This is a genomic window from Euzebya pacifica (assembly GCF_003344865.1).
GTDB classification, from domain to species: Bacteria; Actinomycetota; Nitriliruptoria; order Euzebyales; family Euzebyaceae; genus Euzebya; species Euzebya pacifica.
Genome location: NZ_CP031165.1, coordinates 196,189 through 210,511, shown reverse-complemented (window position 1 = coordinate 210,511; position 14,323 = coordinate 196,189). Strand labels below are relative to the sequence as shown.

The window sequence follows — 14,323 nt, the reverse complement described above, 5'->3', positions numbered from 1 at the left end:
GGTGACCACCCACGTCGTGGTCGTTGGCGCCGGGATCATCGGCCTGGCGGCCGCCCGCGAGCTGGCGCGCCGAGGTGCACGGGTCACCGTCGTCGAACGGCACGTCGCCGGCGCCGGCACGTCCAGCCGGGGCGAGGGGAACATCCTCGTCAGCGACAAGGAGATCCCCGCCGAGGCGCGGCTGGCGCTGCGGTCCATCGAGCTGTGGAAGGCCTTCGCCGCGGAGTCCGCCGAACCGTTCGAGTTCGAGGAGAAGGGCGGCATCATCACCGCCAGCAGCGACAGCCAGCTCGGGTTGCTGGCCGCGCAGGCCGAGGGGCAGCGTCCGCTCGGCGTGCAGTCGGTGGTGCTGGGCCGGGCGGCGCTGCGCGAGATGGAGCCCCAGCTGTCCCCCGGGTTGGTGGGTGGCATCAGCTTCCCGCAGGACGCACAGGTCATGCCCATCCACGCCGTCCGGGCGTTGCGTCGTGCGGCGCTCGACCTGGGGGTGGAGGAGCGGGTCGGCGTGTCGGTGGTCGGCCTGTCGTCCCTGACCGCCGGGGTGGGTGTCGAGCTGGCCGACGGGTCGCGGATCGACGCCGACGCCGTCGTCCTCGCGGCCGGCCCGTGGTCGGGCGAGCTGGCTGCCCGGCTGGGTGGCGTGGCGCCGGTGTTCCCCCGTCGTGGCCTGCTGCTGGTGACCGAACCCCTCCCGCCGGGGACGGTTCGCCACAAGGTCTACGACGGCCGCTACGTGGAGGCGGTGGCGAGCGACGACGGGGCGGCCCAGGTGGCACCGGTCATCGAGTCGACCGTCTCGGGCACGGTGCTGATCGGCTCGACCCGCGAGGCCGTCGGCTGGGACACCCAGCAGCGCTGGGACCTGGTCGGCGAGCTCAGCCGGAACGCCGCGTCGTTGTTCCCGTCGCTGGGCAGGGTGCGGATCATCCGGACCTACCAGGGCTTCCGGCCGGCCACGCCGGACCACCTGCCGCTGATCGGTCCGGACGTCCGGGTGGAGGGGTTGTTCCACTGCTCGGGTCACGAAGGTGCGGGTATCGGCCTGGCGTTGGGCTCTGCCGAGGTGCTGGCCGAGTCCGTGCTGGCTGGCCGCACCGACGAGGCGTTCGACCCCCGCCGGTTGCACGACACGGACGAACGCGTCGTGGACCGGGTGCCGGGTCCGACGCCGTTCGTGCTCTCCCCGTCGTGCGCGTCGACGACCGGTTCGTGTGGGTCGGGGCTGACGGGCGGAAAGGAAGGCCGTGGCAGCACCGTCGCCGCGGCGCTGCTCGCCGACGGGCAGCAGTCCTGGCGGCGCACCCGGTTCGAGGATCGGCCCCGCGGCCTGTTCTGCGGCATCGGCCACTGCCACGACTGCGTCCTGCCCCGGGCGGACGGGACCACGGTCAGGGCGTGCCTCGAGCCGACCGCTGCCGAGCCGACCGCTGGGGAACCGACCGCTGGCGAACCGACCGCTGGCGAGCCGTCGGGGGCTGACGACGGTCCGGACTCGGCGGCGGGTTCGACGGGTGCGGGTTCGGTGGTGATGGATGTCGATGTGGCCGTGCTCGGCGCGGGACCCGGCGGCCTGGCCGCAGCGGCGACGGTGCGTGGCAACGGGCTGTCGGTCGGGCTCGTCGACCGGTATCCGTCGGCTGGTGGCCAGATCGGACGACAGCGTGCCGGTACCGCCTCTCCCTCGGGGCCCTGGGCCGAGCTGATCGATGACGGCAGCCGGGGCGTCCAGCACCTCGGCGGGGCGCAGGTGGTGGCCGTGCAGCAGGTCGCCGGGGTGGCGACCAGGCGGTTCCAGGTCATGGTGTCGGTGGACGACGAGCTGCGGCTGGTCCTGGCCGATCACCTGGTGCTGGCCACCGGCGCCCGGGAGGTCGTGCGCCCGTTCCCTGGCTGGACGCTGCCGGGAGTGCTGACCGCGGGGGCCGCCCAGGCGATGGTCAAGCAGGAGGGTCACAGCCCCTGGGAACGGGTTGTGCTGGCGGGGACCGGGCCGTTGTTGCTGGCGGTCGCGTCGGCGCTGCGTGCCGCGGGGACGCCGCCGCTGCTGACGCTGGAGGCCCAGTCGCTGCGACGGCTCGCGGTCGGTGGGCTGCCCGTGGGCCTCGGGCACCCGGGCAAGCTGGCCGACCTCGCCCGGCTGACGGGTGGCCGGCCGCCACGGTTCGGCTGGCGGGTCGTCGAGGCCATCGCGTCGGCAGACGGCGAGGCGGTCGAGCAGGTGGCCATGCGCGCCCCGTCCGGCCGCACGGCGCGGATGGCAGTGGACGCGCTGGCGGTCTCCGACGGGCTGCTGCCCGACGTGACGTTGGCGGTCCAGCTGGGATGTGAGCTGGTGAACCGGCCGGGAACCGCAGGACCGGCCGTGGTGGTCGACGACGAGCAGTCGACGTCGGTGCCCGGCGTGTGGGCGGCGGGCGAGCTGACCGGGGTGGCCGGAGCCGACAAGGCGGTCGCCGAGGGCCACCTGGCCGGCGCGGCCATCCTGGCGTCGACGGTCGGCCCGGCGGTGCCCTCGGGCGCGCGCAGGGCCGTGCGTCGCTGGGACGGGTTCCGCGACGCGCTGGCCCGCCTGTACCCGTGGGACGACGAGTGGACGGTGGGCCTGCCCGACGACGTGACGGTCTGCCGGTGCGAGGAGGTGCCGGCCGAGGCCGTTGGCCGGGCCATCGCCGACGGCGCCACCAACGCCCGGGCCGTCAAGGGCCTGACCCGGTGTGGGATGGGCCGCTGCCAGGGCGGCGTCTGCGGGCCGTTGGTCTCCAGCATGGTCCGCGCGGCCGGCCACCCCTCCCCCGGCCACCTCGAGTCCCGCCCCGTCGCCCAGCCCGTCCTCGTCGACCAGCTGGCCCGGCTGACCGCCAACGGCTGACCGCTCGCCCCGCCCCACGGGGGCCGGCCACCCCTCCCCCGCGGGCAGGCATGTACCCCCGCCCCGGGCGGATCTTGACCCACCGTGTGGCGGAATCCGCCCCGCTCTTCCGTCCTCACGGCCGCGAACGCGCCGCCGGGCTGGTGGATGGTGACCCACCACAGACGCTTGACCCCGTGAGCTGGGTCAAGATCCGTCACGAGGGGTGGGCGGTGGCGGCACGCTCGTTCGGGCGTGCCGCCGCCGGGTCAGGGCAGGGTGACGTCCAGGATCACCGGCAGGTGGTCGGAGATGTCGAGGGTGTCGGCCTGGCGGACCTCGTGGTCGCCCAGCCCGAGCAGGGGGCTGAGGAACACGAAGTCGATCGTGCGATCCGGCCTGTCGATGGTCGGGGCGTTGGGGAAGTGGGTGTACCAGCTGGCCCGTCCGGGGCCGTTGGACTCCTCCAGCGACGGGACGACCGGGTAGGCGTCGGTCAGCACCGCCAGCTCGCTGTCGGGCAGGTAGTAGGCCTGCTCGTCGCTGCCGAGGTCGTCGTACTGCGGTCCGGGCGGGAGCAGGTTGAGGTCGCCGCCGAACACCCATGGGATCTGCTGGGCGGTGACGAACGCCAGCCGCTCCGACGCCTGGGCGACCTGGCGCTGCATCGTGTCGGTGCCCTGGGCGAAGGCGTCGAAGTGGGTGTTGTAGGTCAGCAGCGACTCCCCTCCCTCCACCGGCAGGCTGGCTTCCAGGATCGCCCGCTTGAGGCCGAACTGCTCGGTCACCGGGTCAGCCGGGATGATGGGCAGGGCGTACCTCGTGGCGTCCTCGATGCGGTACCGCGACACCGTGGACAGCTTCATGCCGACCGACCCGAGGATCCGCGGGTGTGGCACCCAGGCGGCCTTCCAGTAGAACGCCGAGGTGTGGCAGGCGTAGTCGGGCGAGACCATGTCCAGCAGGCGGGCCAGCTGGTCCTCGCCGTCGGTGCGGGCGGCCCCGTCGTCGACCTCCTGCAGCAGGATGACGTCGGGGTCGACGTCGCCGATGACCCGGGCGACCTCCTCGAAGGTGGCGGTGATCGCCTCGGGCGACGGCCGCTCGTCCGGACCCGACTCGTCGAGCAGGTCGTAGAAGAAGACGTAGTCCTTGCCGGCCATGTACTGGACGTTCCACGACAGGATCGTGACGTCCTGCCCGGGCTGGAGGGTCGGCGCATCGTCGGCGCAGACGACGTCCTCGGCCTGGACGTCGTCGGGATGGAACGTGGTGAACCACACGGTGGCCGCCAGCAGCACGACCACGACCAGCAACCCGATCGCGATCCGACCGACCCAGCGCATCAACGTCCCTCTCCTCGGCTTCCAGCCCGGACCGGCGGTGTCCGGGACGCATCGAGACCATAGCCCGACAAGCCGCCGCGCCGATGTGAAAGGATGCGTCCGTTCTTCGTCCCGTGCGGGGGGATGGAAGGAATGGCGCAGATGGCCCCCGAGGCACATCCCGAGCTCGAGCTCGCCGCCGCACTACGTCACCCGGTCAGCGGCCTCACCGCCGACGCCGTTCCCCGCGCGCCGGGCCTGTACGCATGGTGGCCACGGGACGGACCGGATCATCCGGTCTATGTCGGCCGGGCCCTGGGTCAGAAGGGGCTTCGAGGTCGCATCTGGGGCCAGCACCTCCGCCCCACCTACCTCGAACCCCGCCCCGAGAAGGCCCACCGCCCGTGATGCCGCCCAGTTGCTGCACGGCGTCGTCGACGGCAAGGGCCGGCCGGTGGTGGAGAAGTCGGCCTTCCGGAAGAGCGTTGCCCGCGCCCATGTGCTGGCCCCCGGCGCACCGACGGTCGCCTGGATCAGCGAACGCTACGTCGTCTCGTGGGTCACCCTCGAGGAGCTCGGCATCGACGTCGACCGGGCGAAGCGGCTGGAAGCGGTGCTGATCACGGTGTGGCGGCCCCGCTACAACGCGCCCGGATTCAGACGGCCGGTGGTCGACGAGCCCGCGGCCGCCTCGCGACCCGTGGACGAATAGTCCCGACCCAACCGGTACCCTCCGTCACCACTGACGGAGGGGGCGAGGCACGCTGACGCTTCGTCGTGATCAGAGGACCGGAGGGTGGGCGTGGCGTTGTCGGGAGGTCGGCCAGCAGCCGTTCTGGCGTGCGTGCTCTCACTCGGCTTCCTGCTCGTGGGCTGTACGTCGACTCCGGCCAAGGAACCGTCCGAGGACGCGGCCGTCCTCGAGGACACGACGCCGACACCGGAGCCGACGCCGACCCCGAACTCCACACCGACCCCAACCCCGACGGCGTCCCGTACCCCAACGCCACCCCCTTCGGCCCCGGCGGCGACCCCTACAGCGGTTCCCACCGCGGTTCCGTTGGAGGGGTCGGCGCTGCTGCACGTGGTCGAGGAGAAGGACGGCGACTCGTTCGTCGCCAGCGACGGGGTCGAGTACCGGGTCGGCATGGTCAACGCGCCCGAACGATCGGCGTGTGGCGGGACCGAGGCGTCCCGACGGGCCTACGAGCTGATGTCGACGGGCTTCACGACCGAGACCTACGCCACCGACGACTACGGCCGCAGCGTCGCCCGGATCCACACGTCGACCGGCGACCTCGGGGTCCTCATGGCGCGGGAGGGACTGGTCGACGACCGCTACCTCGACCAGTTCCGTCACCAGCATCCGGGCTACGCCAACGAGCTGGACACCGCCTTCGCCGAGGCCCGGGCGACCGACGTCGGACTGTGGCAGACCTGCTGGGCACCAGCGGCCCAGGACCGTGGCGGTGCGGCCGAGCCCGCAGCGAACACTGCCCACGCCGGACGCACGGGCCAGTGGCCGTGCCACCCGGCTTATCGCGAGTGCCTGCCCGACGGGCCGGACCTGGACTGTGCGGAGGTGGGGCACACCGTCGAGCTCCTCGGCAACGACGACCCGTTCCGGCTGGACGGCAACTCAACGACCGCCACCGACGGGTGGGGCTGCGACACCTACCCCGCGTGGTCGCCCACCGACGCCTACCCCTACTACGACGGCTGACGGCTCGGTGGACGACCCGGTCGTTCAGAAGCCGCCGCGCTGCCAGGGCCCCCAGATCGCGAACGTCAGGCCGCTGCGTGCCTGGATGTTGACGTAGAGGGTCTTCCAGTCGGGCCCGAACGTCGCGCCGGCGAACTCGTCGTCGGTACGGCCCGCGATGTCGTTCCTGGCGAAGTCGAAGATCCGGCCGTCCCGCGTCAGGCCGCGCAGGAAGTTGCCGTCGTTGCCGTCCTCGCACAGGACCAGCGTGTTGGACCGGCTGGTCGCGATGTTGTCGGGGAAGTCGAGCACGTCCGTGGACGGCGACTCGTAGACCAGCCGGAGGGTCGCCGTCGGCGCGTGATACGCCCAGACCTGTCCCCGTCCTCCACCGAAGCCCGACGGATCACCAGCACCCGGTGGCGTGGCGCCACCCTGCGTCGAGGTGAACCACACGGTGCCGCCCCGGGTCGCCGCACCCTCGAGGCGCGAGAAGATCGCGGCACCCGCGTCACGGCCCTGTTGACCGACCGCCTGGATGGCCTCGTCGTTCGTCGTGCCCGGCGCGAACGTCGGGTCGGGATCGGGGATGTCGACCCACTCCACGTCGAAGGTGCTGCCGACCGCCGGCGCGGGACCGCCCTCACCAGCGAGGTCGACGTTCGGCTGCCCGACCACCGCCAGCATCTGCAGACGACCGCCGTCGACGAGCCGGCCGGCTCGCATCGGGTTGGTCGGCGGCAGGTAGCGATAGAAGCCCGAGGGGAAGGCGAAGTTGTCCTCGGTCATGTACAGCGCCCGGGTGCCGGGGTCCCAGACGGCGGACTCGTGGGCGAACCGTCCCGCGCTGCGGATCGGTTCGTTGGCCTCGGTCGGGTCAGCAGGCAGCTGGGCCGGAACGTCGAAGACGTACCCGTGCTTCTGCTGGAGCTGGCTGTTGTCCTGGCCGGTGAAGTCGTTGCCGACGTCCGGGCCGTTGACGGTCTCCTCGCACGACAGCCAGCTGCCCCACGGCATCGCCCCGCCCGAACAGTTCATCTGGCTGCCGTTGAGGCTGACCGCGCTGCTGGCGACGTTGCCGAAGCGGTCCACCTCGATGGTCGTGGTGCCGCCACCCGCAGCCGGGTCGTAGGCGGTGCCGGGGTCGCCGATGGCGCCGACGGGGCCGTTGACCTCGTGGTTGCGAACGAGCAACGTCCGGCCGCCGCGCACCCGGAAGGCCGCCATGCCGTCGTGGCGCCCCGGGATCGTCGTCCCGTCCCCGAGCGTGCCGCCCGTCACGTCGAAGGAGCGGTACTGGAACCCCTCGGGCAGCGACAGCCTGACCTGGCCGTCTCGCAGGTCGGCGACCGGTCCCAGGGCGCCGTACCCGATCGGCCGGCCGCGGCGCTCCTGGGGTTGGGCCCACGCCGTAAATCCCTGGAACGGTCCGCCTGCCATCGCCGCTGCGGCCAGCGCCGTCCCGCGAAGCACTGCTCGCCTGTCGATTCCCCTGTCCATGACATCTCCCCTTGTCTCGGCTCCACCGGCGACCCTAGTCCGGGCCGGCCGTCGGGTACACCCTGTTCGACTCCACCGACGACAACGGCGCCAGCGGTCCCGTTCGCCCACGCATCCAGTAGCCTCCGTCACCACTGACGGAGGGTGTGGGGCACGGTTGCGCCTCGGCACGATGCGAGGAGCACAGGGTGGACAAGGAGCTGACCACGGTCGTACGCGACCGGCTCGAGGGAGCGGGACTGGACCAGGGGGTCGCCGCGATGGTGGTGGCCGCATGCACCGGCACCCCGCTGGAGGCGGCGGACACCGCCACGTGGCCCGACAACGTCTCCGGTGGGGACGCCGTCGGTTCCGGGACGACCCAGGTTTTCCTCGACGGCATCACCGTGCAGGGCTTCCGGGGCATCGGCACCTCCCGCCGGTTGGACCTGCCGTCGGGTCCCGGGTTGACCCTCGTCGTCGGGCGGAACGGGTCGGGCAAGTCCTCCTTCGCCGAGGGCCTGGAGATGTGCCTGACCGGCGAGTCGCACCGCTGGGCCGGCCGCAGCAAGGCGTGGAAGGAGACGTGGCGAAACCTCCACGACGGCGACGTCGCCCGGGTCGACGTCGATGTGGTCGGGCTGGATGATCGCCCCCGAACCCTCACCCACAGCTGGCCCGACGAGGGTGACGTGGACACCGGCCGCTCGGTCCTCGACGACGGTCGGACGGTGCAGGAGCTCGGCTGGTCCACCCCGTTGGCGCAGTACCGGCCGATGCTGTCGTTCAACGAGCTGGGCGGCATGTTCGACGGCCGCCCGGCCGACCTCTACGACGCCATCGCCGACATCCTCGGTGTCCAGCCGCTCCGTGATGCGGTGGAGGTGTTGCGCCAGGCCCGCCTTGCCGACGCCAAGCCCATCAAGGCCGTCAAGGACCGCCGCAAGACCCTCGTCGAGGAGCTCAGGGCGTCACGCGACCCACGAGCGGATCAGGTCCTCGCGGCCATCGACGGGCGCACCTGGGATCTCCAGGCCGCCACCGACGCGATGACCGAGGACAGCACCCAGCCCACGTCGGACCTGGCCCGACTTCGAGCGCTGGCGACCCTCGACAGCCCCCATCCCGTCGATGCAACCGCCGCGGCGACCGCGCTGCGAGACGCCCAGTCGGCACACGCCGAGGCCACGACCACAGACGCGGGACGGGCCGACCGCGTCGCGGCGCTGCTGCGCCAGGCCATCGGCCACGTCGATCACGACGGCCCGGTCCCCTGCCCGCTGTGTGGCTCCGGCACGACCCTCGACGCCAGCTGGGCGGAGGAGGCTCGGACCCGCGCCGACGAGCTGGCCGAACAGGCCCAGGCCGTCCGCCGGGCCGACGCCGAGCTGGCCGCCGCGCGTCGTGCCGCGACGGCCTTGATGACCACCCCGCCGGATGCGCTGGCCACCGCGTCGTTGGTCGGTCTGGACGCCTCGGCCGCCGCCATCGCGTGGGCGACCCTGCACGGCGGCCCCGACGGGCAGGGCATCCCCGAGGACCCGTTGGAGCTGGCCGCGCACGTGGAGGTGGCGGTGCCGGCCGTCCACGACGCCGTCACCACGCTCAACGCGCTGGCCGCCTCGACGCTGGACGCCAAGCAGGACGACTGGCGGCCGCTGGCCAACGCCGTGGCCCGCTGGGTCGACGACGCCCACGACGCCCTCGCCGCAGACATCCGCGCCGGCCGCGCCAAGCAGGCCGAGACGTGGCTGGCCGAGTGCGCAACGGAGATCGAGCGGGCCCGGTTCGACCCCATCCGCGAAGCGGTACAGGGATACTGGGACCGGCTGCGCCTGCAGTCCAACGTCAGCCTGAAGAACCTCCACCTCCAGCGGTCCGGGGCGAGGCGTTCGCTGGAGCTGGACGTGGCGGTCGACGACCGGGACGCCTCGGCGCTGGGCGTGATGAGCCAGGGCGAGCTGCACGCGCTGGCGCTGGCGGTGTTCCTGCCGCGGGCGACGCTGGATGCAAGCCCCTTCCGTTTCCTGGTGCTCGACGACCCGGTGCAAGCGATGGACCCCTCGAAGGTGGAGGGGCTGGCGCGGGTGCTGGCGGAGGTCGCGGAGACCCGACAGGTAATCGTGCTGACCCACGACACCCGGCTGCCCGACGCCGTCCGGCAGCTGCAGATCGAGGCGACGGTGGTGGAGGTGCAGCGGCGCGCCCGGTCGGTGGTCGACCTGAAGGTCGTCGACGACCCGGTCGGCCGCCACCTCGACGACGCCCACGCGATCGCCCGGACGGCGGACCTCAAGCCGGGGGTGCGGGCACGCCTGGTCGCCCAGATGGGACGCGGCGCGCTCGAGGCGCTGTCGGTGGAGCTCGTGCGCCGGCGGCGGCTGGGCCGGGAGAGGACCATCACGCCGTCGACCGGCTGCTGGCCGACGCCTCGACCCACGACCTGCTCACCCTCGCGCTGTTCGACGACGACCAGCAGGGCGACCAGCTGTTCCCGACCCTCAACCGATGGGGGCGGTCGTTCGCCGATGTGTTCAACGACTGCAAGAAGGGCGCGCATGTCGGGGAGCGCCGGATCACCGACGAGCGAGAGTTCGTGCGCCAGCTGCGGAACCTGATCGACCGGATCCGCCGGGAGGCATCGTGATCGGCACGGGTGGGCCCGGCGGTGATGAGGCCGCACCGACACCCGACGAGCTGCTGATGCAGGCCCGCCTGCTGGCCTCGCGTGGCATCGGCAACCTCGGCTCGACCGCCAGCCGCGGGGCGGCGTTGCTCGGCCGTGCCGCGCTGGAGGAAGCGTTGTTCGGCCTGTTCGGCGAGCTGCGGCAGCTGAGCGGCCGGGCCATGTTCCTCGTCCTGCCCAACGTGTTCCCCCGCGAGCCCGCCCGTCGGGCCGCGTTCGCGTGGGGCCGGCTGTCAGCCGCGAGCCACCACCACGCCTACGAGATGCCCCCGACCGCCGAGGAGCTCGACCTGATCCTCGACACCGTCCACGACGTCCTGGAAGCAGTGGAGGGGGTCAGGGAGGCCCGCCGACGAAAGGCAGCCACGGTTCGGGCAGGCGGCGGTTGAGGCCAGCCGGTCGGATCAGAACTCGGGAGGGCTGATCGCCCAGTTGCGTGGCCTGCCGAGGTGGTAGCTCAGGTGGGTCGTCGCGTCCAGGAGGAGGGTGATCGCCTCGTCGCGGACGTCGGCGAACCGTTCGCGTGGCCCGCACAGACCGATCACGGCCGTCGGTTCCCCTCGATGGTCCAGGATCGGCGCGGCGATGGACGAGGGTTCACTCGGACCGTCGCCCTCGTCCGTTGCATACCCCTGCTCGCGGATGAGGGCCAGCTCCTGCCGCAGCGCGTCGGGGTCGGGAATCTCCCCGGTCCGTCCGTGTTCGGCGATGTAGGCCTCCCGCTCCTGCTCGTCGAGCAGTGAGAGGAACACCAGCGCCGGCGCACCGTCGTGGAGCGCCCGTCGACGGCCCAGCGACACCGACAGCTTCACCTGCCGGGAGGGGGTGATCTGGTCGACATAGAACTGTTCGTGCTCGTACCGCAACGACACGGTGGCGGTCTCGCCGGTCGTATCCGAGAGCTTCCGCATGAACCACAGGGCGTGGGCTCGCAGGTCGAGCCGTTCGACGTAGGCCTCACCGAGCGCCAGCACCGCCGGCCCCAGGCGATAGCGCCGTGTTCGGTCGTCCGTCTCGATGAACCCCTTGGAGACCAGGGTGTTCAGCACGCGGTGGACCACGGCCTTGGACAGCTCCAGCTCCTTGGCGATCTCGGTCACGCCGAGATCGGAGCTCTCGACCGTCGTGAACAACGTCAGCACGTCGGCAGCTCGTTCGACGGTCGCGATCAGCTGCTTCGATTCACCCTCCGACACCCGGTCTCCTGTCACCACCAACGGCCGACGCAGCACCCTACAACGTTCCGCAGGGCGGAACGGCCGCCGCCGTGATCGCGTTGCAGCCGCCTCAGCACCGCGGGCCTCGTGAACGGAATCGACTCCAGTTCGAGCGGCGCCGGCCGGCGTCGGAGTCCATTGCATCCGGCCGACCGCGTCTTCTCGGCCTTGGTGCCCGTCGGCTGGGCACCAACCATCCGTGGGTGGAGTCGATTCCATCCGGCGGGGCCGCCGGGGCGGTGGGCCCGCCCGTCGGCTCGGCGGGCCCGAAGGGGTCAGCGGCGGGCGAGCCAGCCGCGGATCGTCGTGGCGATCTGGCCGATGACGAGGACGGAGCCACCGCCGGCGGCGATCAGGGCCCACATCGTGGCGTCCGGCACGACCACGCCGAGGACGTTGGCGAGCGGCGGGACGAACACGCCGAGGGCGGTCAGGCCGGCCGACACACCCAGCGCGGCCCACACGACCGGCGAGCGGACGATGGGGTTGCGCAGCAACGGCTCGTCGGGGGCGCGCATGTTGAAGGTGTGCACCAGGCGGGCCACGACGAAGGCGAGGAAGGACACGGTGACGGCGGCGTCCTCCTCCATGCCGAACGGGCCGAGCGCGAGGGCGAAGGTGCCGAGCGTCGCCGCGGCGACGAGGACCGACCAGGCGATCGTCTCGGTCCAGCGGGCGCGGTCGAGGATGGCCTCCTCGGGGTCACGGGGATCACGGTCGAGCACGTGGTCGTCACCCTTGACCAGGCCGAGCGCGGCAGCGGGGAAGACATCGGAGACCAGGTTGATGAAGAGGATCTGCAGCGGCAGCAGCGGCAGGGCGAACCCACCGACGGCCGCCAGGGTGACGGCGAGGATCTCGCCGAGGTTGCCGCTCAGCAGGTAGACGACGAACCGCCGGATGTTCTCGAAAATCGTCCGGCCCTCGCGGATCGCCGCCACGATGGACTCGAACGCGTCGTCCTGCAGGACGATGTCGGCGGAGTCGCGGGCCACCTGTGTGCCCTTGTCCCCCATGGCGATGCCGATGTCGGCGGACTTCAGGGCCGGTGCGTCGTTGACGCCGTCACCGGTCATGCCGACGACGTGCCCACGTGACTGAGCCAGCGCGATGAGGTCCAGCTTCTGCCGCGGGTCGAGGCGGGCGAACACGCGGGTGTTGGCCAGCTGGTCGCGGCGCGCGTCGTCCCACTCCTCGGCCGGTTCGAGGTCCGCGCCACGGATGACCTCGTCCTCACCCTCACCGTCGGGGTCCAGCAGCCCGACCTGACGGGCGATCGCGGCGGCCGTGGCCGGCTGGTCGCCGGTGACCATGACGACCTCGACACCGGCCCGATGGCAGTCGGCCACGGCCTGGGCGGTGGCCTCGCGGGGCGGATCCAGCAGCCCGACCATGCCGAGCAGCTGCAGGTCCTCGTACGGCTCGATCGACGCGGCATCGTCACCGGCGTCGACCACCCGTCGGGCCAGCGCGAGCACACGAAGCCCCTGGCCGGCGAGGGTGCGCTGGCGTTGCAGCCAGTCGTCGCGGTCGGCGTCGGTCAGCGGTTCGTCGTCCCACCCGCGGGTGGCGCTGGCGACCACGGCACCGGGCGCGCCCTTGACGGCGACCAGCGTCGAGCCGGCAGGCAGGCCCGGCCCGCCTGCCTCGGCCACACGGTGGTAGGTGGCCATCATCTTGGTGTCGCGGTCGAACGCGACCTCTCGTTGCTCCGGGGCGACCTCCAGCAGGTCCTCGCGGCCGCCGACACCGGCGGTGATGGCGGCACGCTGCAGCGCCGTCTCCATTGGGTCGCCCACGTCGTCGGCGGGATCCTCCTCCCCCAGGGTGGCGTTGCCGCACAACGCGGCGACCGCCAGCGCGGCCCGTGCCTGCTCGTCGTCCTCACCTATCGACGCCAGCTCGACGGCGGAGGGGCCGGTCTGCAGCATCGTGACCGTCATGCGGCCCTCGGTCAGGGTGCCGGTCTTGTCGGTGAACACCACCGCAGCCGAGCCCAGCGTCTCCACCGACGACAGGCGCTTGACCAGCGCGTTGCGACGGGACATGCGCACGACCCCACGCGCCAGGGCGAGGGTGGCAACGACGGGCAGGCCCTCGGGCACGGCGGCGACGGCCAGCGCGATGGCCGTCTCGATCATCTCCTGCACGTCCTGCCCGACGGCGATGCCGACACCGGCCACGACGACACCGACGCCGATCACGGCCACGATGAGCGCCCGGCCGAGCTTGTCGAGCTGCCGCTCCAGCGGCGTCTCGTTGCCGTCGTCGGCCTGCTCCACCAGGCTGGCGACCTCACCGATCTGGGTGTCGGCGCCGGTCGCGACGACCACGCCGCTGGCGGACCCGACGGTGACGCGGGTGCCCTTGAAGACCATCGACCCGCGTTCGGCCAACGGCGTGTCGGGCTCGACAGGTTCGACGGCCTTGGCCTGTGGGGCGGACTCACCGGTCAGCGGCGCCTCGTCGACCTGCAGGTTGGCCCCCTCGACCAGCCGGAGGTCGGCGGGGACGACGTCCCCCTCCTCCAGCTGCACGATGTCGCCGGGCACCAGGTCGGCGGCCGCGATCTCCGTCGGGGTGCCGTCCCGGGTGACCACGGCGGTGGTCCGGCCCAGCTCGCGCAGCGACTCCACGGACTGCAGCGCCCGGTACTCCGTCACGAAGCCGATCACGGCGTTGATCAGCACGGCGATGAGGACGGCGACCGCCTCGACGATCTCGCCGGCCAGCAGCGCCGCCAACCCGGCGGCGACCAGGACGCCCACGATCGGGGAGAGGAACTGGTTGACCACCAACCGCCACAGCGACGTCCCCTCCTCCTGGGCGACCTCGTTGGGGCCGTGAGCCGCCAGGCGGCGTTCCGCCTCGTCGCCGGTCAGGCCCCTGGCGGGGTCGACGTCGAGGGCGCGCGCCACCGCCTCCACCGGGGTTGACCAGGGGTTGGCGAGGCCGTCGACGGCAGGAAGGTCGGCCGTCGCGGGCGGACGGTCGGTGGGGGGTGCGGACATGGTCGTCTCGTACCCACGCAACACGTGCGTCGAACCCGTCCGCCGGAGGGGGGAT

At 72.4% G+C, this 14,323-nt stretch carries 10 protein-coding genes; 6 read left to right on the top strand and 4 right to left on the bottom strand.

Annotated features, from left to right (window positions below; translation table 11 throughout):
• Nucleotide 1 precedes the first annotated feature (1 nt).
• Nucleotides 2–2,869, top strand: coding sequence for an FAD-dependent oxidoreductase (locus tag DVS28_RS00930; RefSeq protein WP_114589779.1), 2,868 nt, complete (start codon nt 2–4; stop codon nt 2,867–2,869).
• A gap of 248 nt (nt 2,870–3,117) precedes the next feature.
• On the opposite strand, the gene DVS28_RS00925 is transcribed toward DVS28_RS00930, so the two are convergent.
• Nucleotides 3,118–4,194: an endonuclease/exonuclease/phosphatase family protein gene (locus tag DVS28_RS00925; RefSeq protein WP_114589778.1), complete on the bottom strand. Its 1,077-nt coding sequence runs from the start codon at nt 4,192–4,194 to the stop codon at nt 3,118–3,120.
• Between the two features lie 141 nt (nt 4,195–4,335).
• On the opposite strand from DVS28_RS00925, the gene DVS28_RS00920 reads away from it, so the two are divergent.
• The 3 genes from DVS28_RS00920 (at nt 4,336) to DVS28_RS00910 (ending at nt 5,896) form a co-directional block, all read left to right on the top strand.
• Nucleotides 4,336–4,581 carry a hypothetical protein gene (locus DVS28_RS00920; protein ID WP_164709756.1) on the top strand — a complete coding sequence of 82 codons (246 nt, stop codon included), beginning with the start codon at nt 4,336–4,338 and terminating at the stop codon, nt 4,579–4,581.
• 10 nt (nt 4,582–4,591) lie between these two features.
• Nucleotides 4,592–4,885, top strand: a complete 294-nt coding sequence (locus DVS28_RS00915) for a hypothetical protein (RefSeq protein WP_114589776.1) — start codon at nt 4,592–4,594, stop codon at nt 4,883–4,885.
• A gap of 372 nt (nt 4,886–5,257) precedes the next feature.
• Nucleotides 5,258–5,896, top strand: a complete 639-nt coding sequence (locus DVS28_RS00910; protein WP_216826312.1) for a thermonuclease family protein — start codon at nt 5,258–5,260, stop codon at nt 5,894–5,896.
• A 24-nt stretch (nt 5,897–5,920) separates the two neighbouring features.
• Here the strand turns inward: DVS28_RS00910 and DVS28_RS00905 are convergent, their stop codons facing one another.
• Nucleotides 5,921–7,375, bottom strand: coding sequence for a PhoX family protein (locus DVS28_RS00905; protein WP_114589774.1), 1,455 nt, complete (start codon nt 7,373–7,375; stop codon nt 5,921–5,923).
• Nucleotides 7,376–7,563: 188 nt separating this feature from the next.
• On the opposite strand from DVS28_RS00905, the gene DVS28_RS00900 reads away from it, so the two are divergent.
• Nucleotides 7,564–9,972 carry an ATP-binding protein gene (locus tag DVS28_RS00900; RefSeq protein WP_114589773.1) on the top strand — a complete coding sequence of 803 codons (2,409 nt, stop codon included), beginning with the start codon at nt 7,564–7,566 and terminating at the stop codon, nt 9,970–9,972.
• A gap of 25 nt (nt 9,973–9,997) precedes the next feature.
• Nucleotides 9,998–10,429: a hypothetical protein gene (locus tag DVS28_RS00895; protein ID WP_114589772.1), complete on the top strand. Its 432-nt coding sequence runs from the start codon at nt 9,998–10,000 to the stop codon at nt 10,427–10,429.
• Nucleotides 10,430–10,444: 15 nt separating this feature from the next.
• Here the strand turns inward: DVS28_RS00895 and DVS28_RS00890 are convergent, their stop codons facing one another.
• Nucleotides 10,445–11,236 (bottom strand): IclR family transcriptional regulator, encoded by a 792-nt coding sequence (locus tag DVS28_RS00890; protein WP_164709755.1) that lies wholly within the window; start codon nt 11,234–11,236, stop codon nt 10,445–10,447.
• Nucleotides 11,237–11,532: 296 nt separating this feature from the next.
• On the bottom strand, nt 11,533–14,268 hold the full coding sequence (locus tag DVS28_RS00885) for a cation-translocating P-type ATPase (protein WP_164709754.1): 2,736 nt from the start codon (nt 14,266–14,268) through the stop codon (nt 11,533–11,535).
• Nucleotides 14,269–14,323: the final 55 nt, after the last annotated feature.